The organism is Actinomadura mexicana, from assembly GCF_900188105.1.
Lineage (GTDB): Bacteria > Actinomycetota > Actinomycetes > Streptosporangiales > Streptosporangiaceae > Spirillospora > Spirillospora mexicana.
Window position 1 is genome coordinate 323,898 of sequence record NZ_FZNP01000004.1, and the last position, 20,294, is coordinate 344,191.

The 20,294-nt window shown below is 66.0% G+C and carries 11 protein-coding genes and 4 pseudogenes; 8 read left to right on the forward strand and 7 right to left on the reverse strand.

What is annotated here, in order from left to right; all coding sequences use genetic code 11:
* Nucleotides 1–245: 245 nt before the first annotated feature.
* Complete coding sequence (locus CHC11_RS12875; protein ID WP_218826057.1) at nt 246–2,171, reverse strand: RHS repeat-associated core domain-containing protein; 1,926 nt, start codon at nt 2,169–2,171, stop codon at nt 246–248.
* Between the two features lie 670 nt (nt 2,172–2,841).
* Here CHC11_RS12875 and CHC11_RS43845 point away from each other — a divergent pair.
* Nucleotides 2,842–2,937: pseudogene (locus tag CHC11_RS43845) on the forward strand (TetR family transcriptional regulator); the annotation flags it as partial.
* A gap of 95 nt (nt 2,938–3,032) precedes the next feature.
* On the opposite strand, the gene CHC11_RS42590 reads toward CHC11_RS43845, so the two are convergent.
* A complete protein-coding gene (locus CHC11_RS42590) occupies nt 3,033–3,257 on the reverse strand; it encodes a hypothetical protein (RefSeq protein WP_245919188.1) in 225 nt (74 codons plus the stop codon).
* On the opposite strand from CHC11_RS42590, the gene CHC11_RS12885 reads away from it, so the two are divergent.
* A complete protein-coding gene (locus tag CHC11_RS12885) occupies nt 3,165–3,623 on the forward strand; it encodes an aldehyde dehydrogenase family protein (protein WP_089311933.1) in 459 nt (152 codons plus the stop codon). The genes CHC11_RS42590 and CHC11_RS12885 overlap by 93 nt on opposite strands.
* Nucleotides 3,624–4,655: 1,032 nt before the next feature.
* Here the strand turns inward: CHC11_RS12885 and CHC11_RS12890 are convergent.
* Complete coding sequence (locus CHC11_RS12890; protein ID WP_143227049.1) at nt 4,656–7,166, reverse strand: NACHT domain-containing protein; 2,511 nt, start codon at nt 7,164–7,166, stop codon at nt 4,656–4,658.
* 274 nt (nt 7,167–7,440) lie between these two features.
* On the opposite strand from CHC11_RS12890, the gene CHC11_RS12895 reads away from it, so the two are divergent.
* The 3 genes and pseudogenes from CHC11_RS12895 (at nt 7,441) to CHC11_RS12905 (ending at nt 12,669) form a co-directional block, all read left to right on the forward strand.
* Nucleotides 7,441–10,200, forward strand: a complete 2,760-nt coding sequence (locus CHC11_RS12895; RefSeq protein ID WP_143227050.1) for an ABC transporter substrate-binding protein — start codon at nt 7,441–7,443, stop codon at nt 10,198–10,200.
* Between the two features lie 960 nt (nt 10,201–11,160).
* Nucleotides 11,161–11,535 (forward strand): annotated as a pseudogene (locus tag CHC11_RS12900) (DDE-type integrase/transposase/recombinase); the annotation flags it as partial.
* A 49-nt stretch (nt 11,536–11,584) separates the two neighbouring features.
* Nucleotides 11,585–12,669, forward strand: a pseudogene (locus CHC11_RS12905) (IS30 family transposase).
* Between the two features lie 535 nt (nt 12,670–13,204).
* Here the strand turns inward: CHC11_RS12905 and hemC are convergent.
* Nucleotides 13,205–14,227 carry a hydroxymethylbilane synthase gene (gene hemC / locus CHC11_RS12910; protein ID WP_245919135.1) on the reverse strand — a complete coding sequence of 341 codons (1,023 nt, stop codon included), beginning with the start codon at nt 14,225–14,227 and terminating at the stop codon, nt 13,205–13,207.
* A gap of 284 nt (nt 14,228–14,511) precedes the next feature.
* Between hemC and CHC11_RS12915 the strand changes: the two are divergent.
* A pseudogene (locus CHC11_RS12915) lies at nt 14,512–15,399 on the forward strand (IS5 family transposase).
* A gap of 491 nt (nt 15,400–15,890) precedes the next feature.
* Here CHC11_RS12915 and CHC11_RS12920 read toward each other — a convergent pair.
* Nucleotides 15,891–16,358 carry a GNAT family N-acetyltransferase gene (locus CHC11_RS12920; protein ID WP_089311937.1) on the reverse strand — a complete coding sequence of 156 codons (468 nt, stop codon included), beginning with the start codon at nt 16,356–16,358 and terminating at the stop codon, nt 15,891–15,893.
* Between the two features lie 168 nt (nt 16,359–16,526).
* Between CHC11_RS12920 and CHC11_RS12925 the strand changes: the two genes are divergently transcribed.
* The gene (locus tag CHC11_RS12925) at nt 16,527–17,081 is read left to right on the forward strand and encodes an HD-GYP domain-containing protein (RefSeq protein WP_281258315.1); all 555 of its coding nucleotides are present in this window, start codon (nt 16,527–16,529) and stop codon (nt 17,079–17,081) included.
* 1,452 nt (nt 17,082–18,533) lie between these two features.
* Here the strand turns inward: CHC11_RS12925 and CHC11_RS40265 are convergent.
* Both CHC11_RS40265 and CHC11_RS12930 read right to left on the reverse strand, forming a co-directional pair.
* Entirely contained in the window at nt 18,534–18,797 is a 264-nt protein-coding gene (locus CHC11_RS40265) for a hypothetical protein (RefSeq protein ID WP_143227052.1), read from the reverse strand.
* A gap of 81 nt (nt 18,798–18,878) precedes the next feature.
* On the reverse strand, nt 18,879–19,799 hold the full coding sequence (locus CHC11_RS12930; RefSeq protein ID WP_089311939.1) for an RHS repeat-associated core domain-containing protein: 921 nt from the start codon (nt 19,797–19,799) through the stop codon (nt 18,879–18,881).
* 82 nt (nt 19,800–19,881) lie between these two features.
* Between CHC11_RS12930 and CHC11_RS42070 the strand changes: the two genes are divergently transcribed.
* Nucleotides 19,882–20,163 carry a flavodoxin family protein gene (locus tag CHC11_RS42070; protein WP_218826058.1) on the forward strand — a complete coding sequence of 94 codons (282 nt, stop codon included), beginning with the start codon at nt 19,882–19,884 and terminating at the stop codon, nt 20,161–20,163.
* Nucleotides 20,164–20,294: the final 131 nt, after the last annotated feature.

Sequence of the window (20,294 nt, forward strand, 5' to 3'; positions counted from 1 at the left end):
AGTTGCTGAAGAACCTTTTTCGCATCCTTGCCGCACCGAAGATTGACCGGCTGTGTTAGGCCACACCCCGGCAGGGTTTGAACCAGCAGAACCGAAGCTACCAGCCCCCGAGGAAGGGCGCGTTTGGCAGACATCGAAGAACCGTCCTTGCTATTCGGTGAGACAGTCGCATCCCATCGTTCCGCACGCCCTTGCGCCAGGAGCGCGGTACGGGTCGGCCGAGCTTGGGCCGCTCCGATGCGTCGCTACATTAGATAGCCGTAACGATAGTACCAGTATCCATAATATCTGAGGAGGTAGAAGACGCCGTTAGCTCCCCAGTAGTAGTTGAACACCCGCAATGTGCCCCGATAGGCGCGCGCGAACCACCGGGCTATGAAGTTATTGTATCGATCCTTCGCCGTATCATTGCCGGACTCGTAGATCTCATGAGCGTCTCCGATCAGCTTCGCTGCCCTGTAGCCCAGATAGAACGTGAGGCTACCCTGCCAGATAAAATGACGAACGGCGTTGGTAATTCCACTGCCCCCCAGCCCCTTTGACCATTTAGCAGCATTTACCGATATACTGACCGCCTTGATACATGAACCGAATCCCAGGCGCATGCAGACACCGCTTTCGATGAAGTGCCGAAAGAGCTTTCGCCAAGAGATTCTGCCGTCGAGGTCGGTGCAGTTGACCGGGTCCGCGGTGCAGTATTCGTAGGCGTTTTCGTTTCCGCCGTGCACGGGATCGGTTTGCAGGAAGCGGCCAGTGTTGGGGTCGTAGAGACGAACGCCCATGAGCGACACCCCGGTGAGGGTTTCGCTAGAGCGTTGGTACCCGCCGAGCCAGCCATAGCGGATGGATGGCGAGCCCTGGCGTTGGTTGCCGTATTCGTCGGTGTCGATGACAGTCGGCGCTTGGCCGGCGTCTAGTGGCACGATGACCGCGACGTGGCCGCGCAGGGTGTTCAGATAGAGTGCGGTACCTCCAGTCTTGGCGGTGGTGGCGGCCAGTTCGCCGGTGAGCCCGACGATGTTCCTGCTGATGGCGCCAGTGGCGGTGTTCTCAACGATCCAGCGGGGCCTGTCGGAGTCGTCTCCGTAGTGGGTGAGCTTTGCCTCGAGCTGGTTCCAAGTGCCAGACGTGTTCGTCTCGGTGGTCCATGACCGATAGCGCATCGCTGCATCCAGTTGCCAGGTCCTGCGCTGGTTCCCGGCGGTCTGCTGGCGGACCAGATCGTTGGCGTAGTAGGAGTAGCCAGCACCGCCGGGCAGAGAGATGGTGCGACCGAAGGCATCGTAGGCGTAGCCGCTGTTGACCAGCCGGTCGGCGGAGTCGTAGGTGGAGGTCAGGCTTGTTCCTCCACTGGCAGGGCAGTCGATCCCCGGCTCGCTGACCAGAGTTCTCAGCAGGTTCCGGTTGGTGTTGTCGTCGAAACCGTACGAGCGACGGTTGCAGATGTTGTCCGTGGTGTCCTCAGCCTGGATGAGGCGGCCCAGCTTGTCGTACCGGTACGTCTGCTGTGTGACGCCGCCGGGTGTGCCAACCCGCGTGGTGGCCTGCCCGAAGATAGAGACTGTCTGGGTGTCGCTGGCCACGATCATGCCGTCGCTGTTGCGGGTATAGGAGCGTGCGACGGGGTTTCCGGCGGTGTCGGTGGTGGTGGTCGTGGTGTATCCGCCGGGAAGTGTCTGCTCGTACACTCGCCCGTCCGCGTCGTACCGGCCGCTGAAGGTACCGGCGACTGAGTCAGTGATCGCGGTTGGCACACCGCGGGGGTCTACCGCGGTGTCGTAGGTGTAGGTGGTGGTGGACGGTGCCGAGTCGGTCACCTTGACCGGGCGGCCCAGCCGATCGTACTCGGCCTTGGTCATGCCGCCGTCGGCATCGGTGTACGACGTCTGCCGGCCGAGCTTGTCGTAGCTGCGGGTGATCGTTCCACCGGTCCGGGAAGCGCTGGTCGTGGTCAGCCCTGTGACGCTGTCATAAGTGGTCGTAGTTTCGGGAACCGCCGCGCCCAACCCGCCCGAGACGGTGGTCTTGACAGGCCGCCCGGCATCGTCGTGAGTCGTAGGCCGAGTCGCACCGTTGGCGGTCTCGGTGACGGTCGTGGGCTGCCCGTACAGTCCGTATTCGGTGCGGGTGGTCGGCAGCTCTGATGGATTGGAGCCACCGCCGGTGATCACTCCGGCCGGTCCGGTCGTGCAACTTCGAACCATCTTCTGGCCAACAGTGGACCTGGAAGACGTCGCGCTCCGCGACTCAACCGAAACGAGCCGTTGTTGGTCGTCTACGACCCCACATCTCGTGCGACAGCCCACCCGGCTGCGGCACTTGCACCTCGTCAGCTGGGCAAGTCCATGGCAGCGCTGACATAACAACAAGAATCCGGAACGGCAGAATGTGGGCCTTCGTGAACAGGACCGGCCCTTTTACTTAGGCACGTACACCTAGAGTGGGGAATGACCGACGGACAGCAACCAGACGATATGGGACGCAAGTCTTCCGGCGGGTTAGTAGAGCGCGGACTTGGCGAACCTGACTGGCGTCAGCGTCAGTCATGTTCGCCAAGCTGCCGTCCGCGGATGCCTGCGACTGCCGGGCTCTCGTTGATGTCCTCCGTGATCAGCTCGCAGATGAACACGGCCAGCGTGATGAACACCCGGACTGCCGGGACCAGCCGCCAGGCCGACCACCCGGCCCGGGCCGGGTGGGCGCCCGCGGCCGTCAGACCGACGCGCTTGATAGGACGAACGAAGGTTCATCTCCTCTTGGAGGGTCTATGCGCGCACTGTCGAGTGGAATGCGGCGCTGCGAGCGGCGGCACGCAAGGTCATCCAGGCGGCTGTCATACGGGTGTTTGCCCGCCGGGGGTTTGCGGTGTCGACCATCCGCGACATCGCGCTCGGAGCATATTCGAGTATCGGGTCGATCTATCGTCACTACGCCACGAAGGAAGAGCTGTGTTTCGATCTGCCCGGCCGGGCCGTCGCCTGCCTCGTCACGCTCGCGGCGGACAGCCTTGAACCAGGAGGCAGCCCCCTGGTTCACACGTTCACCACTCGTCTCCCAGCGGCGTCACGGCTGACGATGGCGCTGCCGAGTTCGACGTCGTCAACCATGGGATTACCACCGACATACCGGCGAAGTCGACCGGTTTCGTTGAGGTACACCGCGCCATGGGGCACACCTTCAAGGATCTCGTGCGACGCGGTCAGGCCGCCGGCGGCGTTCCTCTGGTCCACGGAGAGCTCGCGAGTGCGTTCGCCCACATCATCATGCTGTACCGGTTCTACATGGCCATCGTGAGAGGCGTCGGCCCTAAGACGACAGTCATGCGGGAGAAGGCCTTCGGCCCGGTCATCCGCGTCACCCCGGCGTCCTCCGACGACGAGGCGGTCGCCATCGCCAACTCGACGCGCTACGGACTGACCGACCAGGTCTACTCGCGCGACCTCGACGCGGCGCGCCGCATAGCCGCCCGGCTGGCCGCAGCACAGGTCGGCATCAACACCTGCGCCCGCCGGGGGGACCTCCCTTTCGGCGGCACCAAGGCCAGCGGCCTGGGACGCAGCGGCGGCACCTACGCACTCGCCTCCTACACCGAACTCCGCGCAACCGTGCATCCAGCCGACTGACGCTCCACTCGGAGGCCCGATCCGGGCTCCTTCTCCGAGCGGAGCCTCGGCACTGGCGTCAGTCCGGGCGGGGGGCCGGGGCGAGACCGGGCCAAGAGCCGATCGACCGGGTGGTCGCCGGGATCGGTCGGGCGCGGTCCAGAACGGCGACCAGCGGACGTCATCTCCATCGTGGATGATCACGGTGCCGCCGAGATGGCCAGTGGAGGTGGCGCCCTCGCGAATCTTGGCGAGGTAGCGGACGGCTCGTTCGGTCATGGCGACGGGCCGGCCGGCGCCCAACAGGACGTCCCGGCATGCGCGCGTGAATGCGAAGCCGGAGCCGGTGAAGGCCGTGCCGTACCAGCGGGCCCCCCAGGGCCGTCGGACGGTTCGACATAGCAGCTGCAGCGGCTCCGCTCGATCCAGGTGGCCCGCCTATGATCTCCCAAATTCCTCCCATCGGACCACCGGTGGCCCTGCCTCGGAGTCGAAGAAGGCCCCGTGAAGGCGAGGTCGTGCGCTGCCGGTTCGGGGACCCGTGGCCTCTTCGGAGTTGCGACAATGCCAAGGAGGCCTGCTCATCGTCCGAGCAAGCCTCTGACCTGGCAAAACGTGGGCGATACTGGGTTCGAACCAGTGGCCTCTTCGGTGTGAACACGACCGATCAAGGCCAAGGCACACTGCCTCCCGGCATCGCCGCAGGTCAAGCAGCATCTTTCACGACACCACAGCGCAGATTAGGGAAGATCGAGTCCGTTACGGTCTCCCACAATTAACGTCCTTCTGGAAGCGACAACATGTGCCCCTCCGCAGCAAGGGAGGTCCGGGCCTCTGCACAGCTACCCGAACGCATGCCTTCTGCGGATCGCGCCCTTCCGGAACTCGGCGAGAGAAAAGCATGTGAAGTCCCTGGTGGGGGCAGATGGTTGTGAGGGATCACCCGTTTTACCAGGGCTTCTTCATGTTTCAGGGCCTGCCACGCCGCCCGCGATCATGCTGTGATCACCCACCCACAGACGTGGTGGAAAAGGCTCAGTGAGCGAGTGCCCGTCATCGCCGAGTTGGTGTGAGGGCGATTCGCACTCGATCGTGCCTGAACTGGATCTTCGCGCCGACCGTCCGTAGAACCTGCTTCTTACGGGCGCCACGGAGAAAGCGCATGCCGCGCAGTGGGAAATCGCCGCGCAACCGCAGTTGCACGAAGACCAGAGCCGTGCGCCAAATGTCGGAGATTCCGGCCGCCGTCCCCAAGCCCAGGATTGTGCTGAGACCGACGAACGCGGTGATCCCTGCGACCAGGCCGTGAGCGCGGCCGTTCTGGATGCCGAGCGCCAGCCCGATGGGAACCGCGGCCGTCAGCGCCACCAGCAGAGTGCGGCTGCGATCCTGTTTCCAGTGGGTCTCCGGGTCGGGTGGTGTCTCGGTATCGGAAGTCGGGCGCGCCATGCTGGTCATGAAGCCGAACGTGGATCCGGTGAGCAGACCGGCGACGGCTCCGAACTCCGGGGTCTTGGTCAGGCCGTAGGCCAATCCGATCGGCACACCGATCGTCGACGAGGCCAACAGGTCCGTCAGGTTTGGGCCCAGTCTCGCCCATCGGCGCCGCATACTGGAAATACTGCGAACGCGCGTAGCCGCGTGTCCTGATGCACAACTGGCGACGGCCCCGGCGAGCAGACCGAACAGCAGATGGCCGCTCTGGTTGCGGACGGCCATGGTCACCACGGCGAGAATGAACAGTGCGACCGCGGGGTTGACAGCGCGCGGCACTCTGTCCGGGAACCCGGGCAGCACCCTTCGGCGGGCTCCGGAACGTCGATCCGATCTCCGCTCGGGATCCTTGGGGCGGGGATCGCGGGCCTCGGAGACGACCGTAGCCAGAAAGCCGAACACGGAGCCCATCGCGGCGCCATAGCTTAGACCGAAGAGCGTCCCCGTGTGTCCAGTGACCGTGTACTGTCCCACCGGCCCGAAGACCATCAGGCCGGTAACACTCATGATCAGTGTGCCCGCGAGGGTGTTGAGCACGTACCGCTCCCAGCGCGGAACCCAGTGGTGCATACGCCACCAGGAGAGATCCTCGCCGTCCATCTGGACGGCGAGGTAGCCGAGATACCGTTCCGCCTCTGTAATGCGCCTCTGGTCGGGTCCGTAGGCAACGCTGACGACGCGGCCGAGGAGGAGGTCCTCCACCTTTTCCCGCGTCTCGATCGGGCCTGCGGTCGACAACTCGTCGACGACCTGAGGGTCCGCGCTGAGGAGGGCGAGGTTGAAAGGCGTGTCGAGCGCCCGGCCGATCGGATGCTCAGGATCAGTCTCCAACTGTTCGATCACCTTCCGCAATGGATCGTCGTCCGGAGCAGGGAAGGGCTGATAATCCTTGAGATACGAGATCGCGAGATCTGGCGTGACCGGTCGCAACTCCAGTGCGACGGCACCGTGTACGGGGCGGTGCCCCGCCTTCACGGCCGCCGTGAAGTCCTGGGTGCGAGTCAGTAGCACCAGCCGAAAGGTCTGGCTCTCCCGGTTGATCGAGTGGATCGCCTCGATCTGTCGCTCCGGGTCCAGCTCGTCAAAAGCATCCAGGAACAGTGCGACCCGGCCCTCGCGGACCACTCGCCAAGCGGCGTCGGGTCCGTACTCGGCAGACCCCAGAAACGTGTAGGTAGTCGCCAGTTGCTGGGCGAACCAGGCACTGAGACTCTGCTCGGAATAGTTCCAGTCCTGGGCGGTGAGAAGCAGCGGTACGGGTGTCTTTCTGCTCGTGTCCCGCGTTAGACCGATGCGACGGTCCAGTTCGTGGAGCAGCAATAGGATTGCGGTGGAGGTCTTGCCACTGCCGTAATGGCCCATCAGGATGATCCGGCCGGAGCCAAGGCCGGCGTAGATCTCGAACAGCTCCTTGAGCCCACCCTCTTGGATGGTGTCGGCTGTCGCCCGCTGGGTCTCGGGCAGTTCCCGGAACCGGCCCGGCTTGTCCGGGTCGCCGACCGCGACACTGACGCGCCCCGCGACCGGGCGCTCAGTGCGAGTCCAGCGCGGTGGGATGGGAGGGGGCATGACAAGCCCGCGGTAGGACGCCTCAGAGTCCCATTGCCCGTAGAGGTTCCTGGCCAGTGCGGCGACTGCTTTGTCCAGCGGACCAACTGATGCACCCACGCCCGTTCCTTCCCAGCGGATCTCTTCTGCAGGTAGAGGCACCGGTCGCGATGGAGCCTCCTGCGGAGCAGGATGCGGTTGTTCCGGCCCGTCCATCACCGCAGGAACCGGCCGCCCCTTGCGGAGTCGGTCCACCCTGCCCCACCAGCGCAAGAATTCTTCGTGGTCACCGAACTCCGAACCGACCATTTCCAGGAAGGATGCGACCGCCGTTCTCCGCGGCAGGCTGGGGCCGTTGAACCAACGAGTGATCGTTGCCGGGTTCACCCCCAGTATCCAAGCTATCTCGTTATTTCTGGGTTCCCAGTCGGGCCCCTTGCCGGCCTTCGTGCGCGCAGCATCGCGTATGAGCGTCTTCAGGACACTGCGGAACTTCGCGATCTCATCGTCGGCTTGACCCATCTCCCACTCTCCTGTGTAGGCGGCGGAGGGACTCTACACCGATCACGAAGACCGCAGGGGACAAGTCTGACATAGCAACCAGGGCGCGCGATCGATGCGGCCATCCTGTACGCACCACCGGCCTTTCGGCTGCGACGCAGTTGCAATGCAATTTGCAAAAGCGCAGGTCAGGTGCCATATGGATTGCCTCTCGATTTTTCTTTCGGGTTTGGCTTCCGCGGCACGCCGATCCCTGGTGAGCTGATTTTCGCAACGACCAGAAAGGAGCTGATCAGTGGCTATCAGCACAGCTTCCCGGAGCCCGCACGAGAACCCCGAGGAATACCGCCGCCGGGTGGACGGAGCGAACGATCTTCAACGAATGATCCAGAAGATGCGTCGGCGCCCCACCCACCGGGAGGGGGACGTCCCTCTCCCGACCCTGGAAGTCAGCGGGCCGCAGACGGCGACGAGCGCCGTTATCGCGGCGGTCCACCGACTGTGCAGCGGCGCACCCCACGCACGGATCACACCTTCCGCGTCTCCGACAGGCCAGCCGGGGTACACCGCGATCTCCGCGCAATTGCACGCGGCGGCGGAAGGCCTGTCGGAACAAGCGCCACGCTTCGAACCCCGGCTGCGGTTCCCCCTACTGAACATGGTCGTCTGGCTGGCAGAGCCCGAGCGGGAGCACGATCTACCCAGCAACGAGCCGGACCGGCTGGACAAGCGGGTCGGGGAGATGCTCCGGCAGCGCGGCAAGACTCTCAACCCCCGCACGGACCAGCGCACGTTCTGGGCGAACGTGCGCGCCTACGCCGAGGGGCCGTTGCCGGCCTGGGCGGCGGCAGGAACAATACTCAGCGCAGTGTGGGCGGCGCAGGCCCGCATCCTGCTCGGCGTGATCACTGTCCTGCTCAGCATTCTGCTGTGGGCCGCACAAGTGTTCCTGCTGTCACGCGCCTGGGCGGGCAGGAGACGATATCGCTGGTTGTTCCGCTCCCAGCCCTACCCACGGAACGGAGGGGAAGAGAGAGCTCACACACTCCGTGATTTCGCGGTACGGGTGGTGCGCACTCGACGCGCGGCTGACGGGAATCCCTCATCCGCGGACGAACAAGCCGCGGACAAGGCGAACTCCGAACTGGAGCACCTGCTGGTCAACGCCTTCCTCGAAGACCTACGGCAGGGCTACCAGCGGGACTGGCGGATATGGCGGCGGGTCGCCTGGGCGCGCACTAGCTACCCCACCCTGGTGGTGGACGGTCCCGGGGAAGCTCTCGTCCAGCGCATCGAAGAGGTGCGGAACGAAACAGCAACGTGCGACCCCCTGCTCGTCATCTACATCCACAACGACGAGCCCCAGGGCACGCACACGGCCGACGACGGTGCACACCCGTCACCGAAACAGGTGCCCACCGCCGAGGCTGGCAATCTCTGGGAAGAGTGGAAGCGGGCCCTGGCCCGCGATCGTGAGCTCGGCTCGAAGCGGGTACTGCGAGTGGGCTTGGACGCCGCCGATGCCGAACTCTTCAGCAACACCCCGGATCCGATCCAGCGGCGGAAACCGATACTGGCCGATCCCTTCTTGCCGTGGGTGGCGGCGTTGGTGCTGCTGATCGCCCCGCTCACCCACCTCGTCACGTCCACCGCGGGAAGCTGCGCCCCGGGCATCTCGCGCGTCAGCACTGGAGAGTGCATCGGCATCAGCGATGGCGACTTCGCCTTCCACCCGCGCCTGAAAAGGGCGCTCTCCCAAATTCATGACGCGAACAGCCGGGTGACCGCGAGCCGCCAACCGTACGTCACGATCGTGTACCTCGGTGCCCTCAGCCTCCCCGACGGAGCCGTCGAGGGCTCCGACGACCTACTCGCCGACGTGCATGGTGAACTGGCCGGCCTGGCTCTCGCCCAGTCCGAGCTGATCAGCAACAGCGGATCCGGCAACGGACGGCTCCAGCTTCACATCCTGATCGCCAACGCCGGCCACGGGTACCGGTACGCCTCGACCGTCACCAGCTCGATCCTGGCGAAGGTCAACGAGAACGAGAAGGTCATTGGCGTGGTCGGGTTCGGGGAGAGCCGAAGCCCGGTGAACCAGGCGATCATCGATCTCGGCAAGCGCTCCATCCCCATGATCGGCACCGCCGGGACCTTCGACCGGCTCGGGATCGGCTCGACGGGACGCGTCGTCCCCTCGTACTTCCCCTTGTCACCTCCCAACAGCCGACTGGCACGGCATGTCGTCGAATGGGTCCGGAAGGGGCTCCCCGCGCAGGGGGTCAAGTCGGTACGCCGTCCGTTGGTGCTGTTCGACGGGACCAACGGCGACCTGTACACCAAGGACCTCGGTGAGCAGTATCTCCGTGCCTTCGGAGGCGGCATGGACGGGGAACGATATGACAGCACGACAAGCCTGGACAGCAAGGTCACCGATATCTGCAGCCGGCCAACACCACCCGACGCCATCTTCTATGCCGGGCGGGCGGCCCAGTTCGGCTGGTTCATCGATGCGCTCTCGGAGTCCCGGTGTCACGACGTGACAGTGGTGGCCGGAGACGCGGTGACACAGTACGTCAACGACCATGCCAAGGAGATTGGACGCAACCACCGGGTACGGGTGCTGTACACACCTTTGGTGTCGGCCGCCGCCTGGCAGGGTGTCCCCGCCACCAACAGCACCGACTTCTACGCGCGCCTCGACAGAATGCTCGCTGACCTGGATATCTCGAGACCGGGTGAGACTCGGGCCCCGTCGCACGCGTTCGGCGCCCTGGCCTATGACGCGGTCCGTACTCTGCGCGGTGCTGCCCAAACTGTGTATTCTCCGCAACCGGACCAGACCGGTGACCTTAACCGGGGAGGCGTCCTACTGGCCTTGGAGAATCTGCAACCCGTCGATGGGAGCAGCGGGGTTGTCAAACTCCACGGAGATGTAGAACGTCACTACGCGGCAGACCGTCCCGTCATGCTCGTCTCCATCGACGGGGCCGGGGCGCAGCATCTCGTCAAGCAGTGCGGAAAACTGTACAACGCCCAACAGACGGGCTGTTGACACCGCGCGGTCGGGCGGTCGTCGGCGTACACCGTCCGAGCCTGCTCGTGCTTGTCATCGCGTTTGTTCTCCGCTGGATCCGGTCGATGGCCTTGCGGATGGCGGTGCTGGTCAATCAGCCGCCGGGGCCGGACGGCACGCCATCGGCCGGCCATCGCAGAACGGCGGCAGCAAACACCTCGGCGGCCGATTCCTCGACGATGTCCAGGTCACCGAAACGCTTGGTCAGGGACACAACCACTCGGCCCCATTCCTCGCGATGGAGAGGGGTGATCGCCTCCCGAACGCCGGCCTCGTCGGCTGGAACGGCCGCACCCCGATCCTCCGATCGCGGACCTTGGCGAGCTTTAGCGCCACGTCCAGATCAGGGGCCTCCCACACCCAGTGCGGTGACCACAAACGTTCACCGGGTTGGGTGACACGCCGGACAGGGTCCGGGACGGGGAGGTTGATGGGCTCCACCCTCGTTGACGACAGGTCGTTGTCCAGATGGGAGGCGGCTGGTGGCAGAGCCGGTCAGAGCACGGCGGTTGACCGAGCACGCGCAGGAGGTCCTCGAGCGAGGCGTCGATAAGGAAGACCGCCGCGCTCCCCGGCCCAGGCAGCAGAGGCAGCGACGCCTCCAGACGAGCCAGGGTGACCTGCTATCCGCACCCGCAGAAACAGGACGCGGGCCCCGTGCACACGGGCCTGTCGGGCATGCCGCGAGGCAGACTCCGGCCCACCCCGGCTCGTGGTTCCTGAGCGGAGATGCGGCGAGCACTCAACCCGACTTCGACCGCGCAGAGTGACTGGTAGCGCGGTCTTCTTGTGGCCTCGTTCGCGGTGGGAGAAGGATGATCTCCCAAATTCCTCCCACCGGGGCACCAGTGGCCGCCACGGAGTCCAAGAAGCCGCCCTGCGGGAGCGACGCCGCGCACTGCTGGACCGAAACCCGTGACCTCTTCGGAGCTGCATCAGGTGGCGCGCTGCACGGTTGAGCGCCTGATGCGCGAACTCGGCCTAGCAGGGGTCCGCCGCGGCCGCAAGATCCGTACCACCGTGCGCGACGACGGGAATGACCGGGCCGTCGATCTGCTGCGCCGAGACTTCACCGCCGGCAGCCCGAACCGCCGGTGGGTGGCCGACTTCACGCACGTGACCACCTGGGCCGGCGTGGTCTACGTCGCGTTCGTGGTCGACATCTTCTCCCGCGCGATCGTCGGCTGGGCCGCCTCGACCACCAAGCGGACCCGGCTGGTGCTGGACGCCCTGGACATGGCGCTGTGGCGGCGCGACCGGGCCGGGCACCCCGTCGGGCCAGGGCTGGTGCACCACAGCGACGCCGGATCGCAAGGCGGATTCAATTGGTCGTCGCAACACCTGATGCGGAGGAGCGGGTGTTGTGGCGCAGGGAAGAGCGCGTGCGGCGATCCGGGCGGGTCGGCTGCCGCTGCGGTCGCCGGGGCGGCCGCCGGTCAACCGGCGTGAGGAGAAGCAGAGGTTCTGGCGAAAGATCGCCGAGGGGCTGGCCAGCGAGGCCGCTGCCATCGCCTGCGGCGTGTCGCAGCCGTTGGGGCCGCGGTGGTTCCGTGAGGGTGGCGGGATGCCGCCGATCAGCCTGGACCCGCCGTCGGGTCGCTACCTGTCGTTTGCCGAGCGTGAGGAGATCGCCGTGCTGCGCGCCCAGCGGTACGGGGTGCGCGAGATCGCCCGCCGGTTGGGCAGGCATCCGTCCACGATCTCGCGGGAACTGCGGCGCAACGCCGCGACCCGCGGTGGCCGTCTGGACTATCGGGCCTCGGTCGCGCAGTGGCACGCGAGCTGACGGCATGCCTGCGGACAGGCCGGGCACTGCGGGTGCCCCGGGCCCGCACCCGAGGACGCGGCAAGAAGTTCGTCACCGACCAGGTGCTGATCAGCCAGCGGCCCGCCGAGGCCGACGACCGTGCCGTGCCCGGACACTGGGAAGGCGACCTGATCATCGGGCTCGACAGCTCGGCGATTGGCACTCTGGTCGAGCGCACCACCCGCTACACCATGCTGCTGCGCCTGCCGCCGATGGACGGCCACGGCGGTCCTCGGGTAAAGAACGGCCCGGCGCTGGCCGGGCACGGCGCCGAGGCGGTGCGCGATGCCATCGCGGCCACGCTCACCACCTGGCCCGAGCAGCTGCGCCGGTCGCTGACCTGGGACCAGGGCGCGGAGATGGCCCAGCACGCCCAGCTGCGTCTCGACACCGGTCTGGAGGTCTACTTCGCCGACCCGCACAGTCCCTGGCAGCGCGGCACCAACGAAAACACCAACGGCCTGCTGCGCCAATACTTCCCCAAAGGCACCGACCTGAGCGGACACGACCAAGACGCACTCGACGCCGTCGCCGCCACACTCAACAGCCGCCCCCGCAAAACTCTGGGATGGAAGACTCCCGCCGAAGCCTTCAGCAAGCATCTATGCTCTCCGCCAGGCAGTGTTGCGACGACTCCTTGAACCCAAGCAACACCTCTTTCCGGTTCACCACGCACCTGGTCGACGCCGGTATCGACGCCTCCATCGGCACCGTCGGCGACGCGCTCGACAACGCACTGATGGAGTCGGCGATCGGCTTGTACAAGACCGAGCTGATCAAACCGCGTGGGCCGTGGAAGAACCTGACCGGCGTCGAGCTGGCCACCGCCGAGTACGTGACTGGTACAACACCACCCGGCTCCACGGTGAGATCGGCCACGTACCACCCGACGAATACGAGGCCCTCCACTACCGCCAGAACCACACAGAACAACCGGTCACAGCCACAACCTGAAGCCTCTACCGAACCCGGGGCGCTTCGCACAGCCCCCTGCGGTCGTCCAGCCGTTTGTGGCCGGTATGGCGCCTGCGGCGCTCCACCTTCGGCAGCAGCGGCTCAACCAGCTCCCACAACTGTCGCAGACGATTCATGGAAGCTGCTCACCCTTACGCACCCGCCCACACCACACTCGACATCACGCGATGTCGCTTCACATACACATTTTGTTATGACCTCTTAGTCGCTCCGCCAGGTTGGAGCCCCTGGGCGCTGTCCAGCAGGGTCGTGGCGGCTGTCCGCGTTAGGACTCACCGGGCCCGCGCTGCCGTCACTGGGCGCCTTTCGGTCCAGCAGGGCCTCGACACCGCGAGCACGCAGCAGGTCGGCCAGCCGGGCGCCGAGCACCTCCGGATATTCCTCCGGTCCGGCGGTACGGGAGGCGCGGACCTGGTGGCGGCCGTCGAGGCTGGTGACGCTCCCGACGAGGCGCAGTCCCGCGGACGTGTGCTCGGTGTAGGCACCGATCGGCAGGGTGCACCCGCCCCGCAAGGCGTGCATCATCGCGCGTTCCGCGCGGACCGCGGCGTCGGTGACGGCATCCCCGGCCTGCGACATCTCGGCCAGAAGGGCGCAGTCGTCCCGGCGGACCTGGATCGCCAGCGCGCCCTGGCCGGGATCGGGAAGAAAGTCCTCGGCGGGCAGCCGCTGGGTGGCGGCGCCTGCCAGGCCCAGACGGTCCAACCCCGCAGCGGCCAACATCACCGCGTCCAAAGTGCCGCCGTGAGTACGAGCGCGCGCCAGCCTCGGCGGAACGTTCCCTCGAATCCCGACGACGCGCACGTCAGGCCGCAGCGCCCGCAACTGCGCCGCGCGCCGCGCCGCACTGGTGCCCACCCGGGCCCCCGGCGGCAGCGTCTCCAAGGTTGCGCCACACAGCGCGTCACGGACATCGCCCCGCGGCGGAGTGACCGCCAGCACCAGGTCCGGATGCCCACCCGCCACAAGGTCCTTGGCCGAGTGCACCGCCACGTCGACCCGGCCGTCCAGGAGCGCCTGCTCCAGCGCGCTAGAGAACGCCCCGACCCCCGCGATCTCCTTCAGCGGCCGGCGGCGGTCCCTGTCACCGGCCGTCATCACCGTCACCGTCCGCACCGGCCCGCGATACCCCAGCCGCGCCCGGAACTCGGCCACCATCGCTCGCGCCAGACGACTCCCCCGCGAGCCGATCACCAATTCCCGCATCCGCGCCCCCGCTGCCATACCTCCGATCGTAGGGACGCCCGGGCTCCTCATGCTCGAACCCCCCACACCCCAATGACCTCCTCGCTGCTCAGCCGCGGCGACAGACCGAAACATCTCGCCCCGGCCAGGTTGTCGACACCTCGGCCACGCCGCCTCTTGGACGCGCGCGCTCCTAGGGCGTGTCTCGAAGTCCGTCCGGTGGGCGACGGTGTGTCGTGATCCCTAAATAGCGAGGTCTCCGGTAGAGGGTTCATCGACCAAGAAGAACCAGAAACACCGGAGACCTCGTGGCCACCCTAGCGGTGACGCGGCGGTTCGACCTGGCCGATGGGCAGTGGGCGGCGCTGGGGCCGCTGCTGCCGGCGCCCAAGGGGCCGGGTCGGCCGTCAAAGTGGACGAAACGGCAGCTCATCGACGGGATCCGGTGGCGGGTGCGGGTCGGTGCGCCCTGGCGGGATGTCCCGGAGTGTTACGGCTCCTGGCAGGCGGTGTACTCGCTGTTTCGCCGCTGGCAGCGGGCGGGCGTGTGGGCGCGGGTCGTGGCCGGGCTGCAAGGCCGGGCGGACGCGGTCGGACTGATCACCTGGGAGGTTGGCGTGGATTCCACGATCGCTCGGGCTCATTAGCACGCCGCTGGTGCCCGGACCCGGCCCGATGAGCAGGCCGAACCCCCGGATGAGGCCGGCGGCGAGCCCGCCGATCACGCGCTGGGACGATCGCGTGGCGGGCTGACCACCAAGATCCACCTGTCGTGCGAGCAGGGACAGAAGGTGTTGTCGCTGCTGGTCACCGCCGGTCAGCGGGGAGACTCGCCGCAGTTCCGGCCTGTCCTGGAGCGGATCGCGGTACCGCGGGTGGGGCCGGGCCGTCCGCGGAAACGACCGGAGCGCGTCCGGGCCGACAAGGCCTACAGTTCCCACGCCAACCGCGCTTACCTGCGCAGACGCGGGATCGGCTGCACGATCCCGGTCAAGGCCGACCAGGCCCGCAACCGCGCAAAGCGGGGCAGCCGGGGTGGGCGCCCACCAGTGTTCTGCGCGCAGGACTACCGGCAGCGGCACGCCGTCGAATGCGCCATCAACCGCCTCAAACGCCACCGAGCCGTGGCCACCCGGTATGACAAGCTCGCCGTCCGCTACGAAGCCACCCTCCACATCGCCGTCATCAACGACTGGCTGATCTGCCTTTGAGACACGCCCTAGCCGCGCCTGCATCGTCCAGTGCCGACTCCGCACGACTCCCTTCTAAAGGGGGCGGCGTGAAACCTCTCGCACTGGCCCTTGCGTTCAGGTGGGAAAAAACGACACCGATGCGCTCCGAGACCCCGGCTGGCCCCATAACGCTCCCACCGCCGCCGAGCTCGGACTCCCCGACCCCTCCAGGCTCAGGAATAGCCGGCGCCTGGGAAGTCGCCGCACGCCACCCCGCAGGAGGACGCCGTCCGATCTGCTGGATGCTCTGAACGTCGGCGCGCGGGTCACCCGCAAGCACCCAAAAGGCGCCGCTCTGGCGGTCATGCTGGAGCCATGGCGCCCATCCGGCCCTTCAGCCGCGCGGAATGAGGCCCTTGCCGAGCTTCACCGCGCGTTGGACACCGAGACGAGGTTCATACTCGCCGTTCACTGCCCGACACTGAGGTCGGGAGCTTTTGAGGCAGGGGTGGCGCTGGCGGCGCGTCCGGCTACAACAGGAGAGCCATCGCGTACTCGTCGCGCGGAATCCCGTCCACGATGACTGCGTGCTTGCGGACACCTTCGATCGTGAACCCCAGCCGCTGGTACAGCCGGTGTGCTGGGTTCTCGACGGCGACGTTCAACTGGAGCCGGGTCAGGCCCCGTTCGGGGGCTTCATGCTTGATAAGTCTGTGCACCAGGCCGGTCCCGATTCCTCGTCCTCGGTGTGAGGGCAGCACTCCGAGGACGAGGTGCCCGCAGTGCGCGACCCGCTGGAACCGCCCGACGGCCACGCGCAGTGCGCCGAGTAGCGGGGTGCCGCCGGCCACGAGCTCGAACGACCGATCCTCCATCGGGACAGCTCTCTCGCCGGGTTCCGCGAGCATGAACTCGGCGTCATTCTCGACCCTGCGCCACAGCTCCGCCACGGCCAGCCGTTCCGTGGCGCCCGCGACCCTGTAGATGACGTCGGCCATACAGAACCCCCATCGACGCTCGCCCGGACGGCTTGACTGCTTGCAGTTCTGCCTCGCCCCCGGTCAGATTCTCATCGTGCCAGGCCACCGGAGCGGCCCAGGCCAGCCTCGACGGCCAGGGCGAGGCGCAAGCACATGCGCTGAGTCGCACATATCGAGGCGGCCCGTCTGGCCGGGCTGCTACACGACATCGGCAAACTCGCCGTCCCCAACGCCGTGCTACTCAAGCCCGGCGCGCTGACCGAAGCGGAATACCGCATCATCCAGCTGCACGTTCACCACGGTGCCGCGGTTGTGCGGGAACTCCCGGAGTTCTTCACCCAGACCATCCCCGGCCTCGGCGCCGATCCGCTCATGCGCGACACGGTCGCCGGGATCCTGCACCACCACGAACGATTCGATGGCAGCGGCTACCCCCACAGCCTGGTCGGCACCGACATCCCCCAGGTCGCCCGGACGGTGGCCGTGGTCGACTGCTTCGACGCCATCATCACCACCCGCAGCACCGGCCTGGCACGGCCCATCCCCCAAGCCACCGACGTGCTGCGCCAGTGCGCGGGCACTTCACTCGACCCCGAGATGGTCCACGCCTTCCTGGCCGTCCTGAGCACCCATCGCGACGAGATCGAGCATCTCAGCAGACAAGACCGCCCAGCCATCCCCGCAGGACCCAACCCAGCGGCCTCCTCACGGGAGGAACTCAACGCACTCGACCGATCCTGAGCAGACGAACCTCCATCACCACCGAACTGGAGCCCGGTACCGGCGCCATCCGCCGTCCGGCCGAGCGAGGTGGGCAGGCACTAACGCTGGGGCTGGTACCAGATCGGCGCTCCGCGAAATTCACCACTCGGCATCGGTTCACACAACACGAGCACCCCACTGCCGGCGTTCCCTCGACTCCAGGTCGGCCGTCTTCCCGGTACAGCGAACGCCTGGGTCTCCACATCAGCTAGGCCAGTCGAGCGACTCGGACCGTTGTTGCGGTCAGCGCCACACCGTGGGCGCTACTCGATCAAGCGCAGACAGCGGACGCGAGGCGCGCCGAGAACGCAGACGACTCCAAGTGAGCAACGAGGTTCTAAAGCAGTCAGCCGGGCTATCGTCACCGACCTCGACCGGCCGCCGGACGACGCACTCAAATTGATCGGGCACCCGTGTGAGCGCTTCGGGAATCTGCGAAGCGTACGGTGGCTCCCGAAACTGGCTCCCGAGACTACGAAAGCGCTCATTGAAACACACGAGATCGCGCCGTGGACGACGCTCTGACCTGCGGAAACTTGGGGTGGGCGATACTGGGTTCGAACCAGTGGCCTCTTCGGTGTGAAGCAAAGCAGGCAAGTCGATCTAGGTCGATCCGAGTCGAACGGGGAGCCTCCCACCTGCACAAACGCCCTGACTACGTCGAGTTGAGTCGATGGGAGCCTGACTGCGGTGGCTCCCAAGACTGGCTCCCTCGGCTCCTCATCACATCCATCACCCAGAGTTCCTCCGCGCCGCTCGCGGTGCAAGGCGGCCCTGGGACGGGTCAGAAGCCAGCCTCAGCGGGCATACTCAAGGATGGAGTCATCGGCCCAAGGCGCCGGATCGCGCGACACCGTTTCGATCATCGCAATCTGGGGTTTGTGTCGGAGACGATCCGGAAGCCTGCGATCTGCGCTGCCTTCGCAGCCGGTATGCCCCGGTGGGAGACCCGCATCTGCGCGTAGGCCGTCTTGCTCGCGCCCGCGGCAACCTGCTGCCCAAGGATCTTCTGCCATCCAGCAGACCGCTCAAGCAGCTTCCTGATCCACGCGGCGTGCGCGCAGCAACGCGCGATATAGCCTTAGACGGATCATGGATCCGGCCTGACGGAAACCGCTGCCCTTCGAATCGCTTCCAAACATCTCTGCCAGCGTCGTCCAGAGTAGCGCTCTGGTCGCGATGGCCCAGACTGCATGTGCGCTTATTGCGCGGCTCCTGGCCGGATGTGCTGGGTTCGCCGTCACAGCCACGGCCGCCTCGTACCCCTCCCCCGCACGACCGGCAACGGCTAGGACTCTCTTCTAAACATTTGAGTGTCCAATTCGCATAGTGGAACCGACACGATCCAGTCGACATGCCACGTCTACTTGATTAAAGAGTGAATCCGGCTCATACCGTCAGCCCCACAAAGAACCCTCTAATCTAGGAGCACTAATAATCAGATGTCGAATCTCTAATCCTCCGCGCGATCGCAATATCCTCAGCCAGTGCACTGACACGTATTGGCGATCTCATATCATCTATGACTGCCACACGAATTACCTTGCCGACATTAGGGCCGGAATCACCCGCCAGCCACTCTGGATTCTTAAGATTGTCAACTAGACCGTGCGTTCCATCAGGAAACTCGACCTCCACACCCCAAGGGCGATTATTGACTACCTTCACGTCGAACTCTTCATGCAGAATGCTCATCCACGACTCACCTCTTCATTGGCTGCCAGATTCGATCCACGGTAAGGGAGTTAAAATTCCTCCAGGCGACCGATAGGAATTTCAAACGCGATACGAGCCGCACCGTAAGGGCCCCTGCCAGTCATAACGCTTCGCCGTATCAGCGAACTTTTCCGACCCAGCGGCCGCCACTGCTGGGGGCGCGTGGGGGGCGAGGTAGACGCCGCCCCCTCCTCCTCTTCTGAAGGAGTTGCGGTGCTGGTTGGCGTTGTCCCAGCGTTCGCGTGGTCCATCGTTGCCGTAGCTGCTGGGCCCTGGCCGAAAGCCGCCGTCGCGGTACTGGCCGCTGGGGTCGGCGTGGTCGACGGGGTTGTTGCCTGCGTAGGAGTATCCGTTGGCGGTAAGGGGGTCGCCGCCGCCTGTGACTGGGGCGGCGCTGAGGAAGCGGCCGGTGACCGGGTCGTACTCCCGTGCACCCAGATGGGTGAGGCCGGTGGTGATGTCCTTGGTGCCGCCGACGTAGCCCTTGTCCATCAGTGTGGGCCACAGACCGATAGGGCTGCTGCGCTCGTTGCCGAACGGGGCGAATCGGCGGACGCTCCAGTTGTCCTGGTCGACGGCGTTGACGGTGGTGTCGGCGCTGCCCTGGTAGTCGGGAACGAGGAACTGGACGGTGGAGCTGGAGGTGCCCGTCCGGTAGGCGACGTTCTGACCGGCGTGGCTGTAATAGCGGACCGCGGTGACGGTTCCGCTCGGTGACACCTTCACTTCCTGGCTGGGCAGGTAGAGGGTCTTGCCGTTGGTGTCCTTGCGGATCAGGCGGTTGGCGGCAGCGTCATAGATGTAGCTGGCCAGTTCCTTACCCGCGTCATCGGTGACCTTGGACAGGTTGCCCTCAGCATCCCAGACCAGCTTCTGGCCGGGGTGGGTGGTGGTGCTACCGAACCTATCGTTGGTGAGCGGTACTGACGTTGCCGTGTGCGATCGGGGTACTCGGCGATGAGCGGGATCGGCCGAAACCAGAGGGAGGCGCGATGCGCGCCGTAGAGATCAACTGCACGCTGAAACGCTCGCCCGAGACGTCCAACACGAGGCGCTCGCGGCCGTGGTAGCAGACGCCCTGCGGGCCAGAGACGTCGAGGTGGAGAGCATCCGCGCCGTCGATCTGGACATCCCGTCCGGCGTGGAGACCGAGCTGGGCAAGGGCGACCCGTGGCCCGCCGTGCACCGGTCACTGCTGGAGCCGGAGATCCTCATGCTCGCCTCGCCGACCTGGGCCAGACAGCCGCCTCGATCGCCCAGCGGGCCATCGAGCGGATGGACGCGATGCTGTCCGAATCCGACGACGATGGCCGTCCGGCCGCCTTCAACCGGGTCGCGGGCGTGATCGTCACCGGTAGCGAGGACAGCGCCCACCACGTGGTCAACAATCTGAGCGGTGCGCTCAACGAGTTCGGCTACAAGATTCCCGGCCAGGCCTGGACGTACTGCAACAGGGGTCCGGGACCGGGCCCAGCT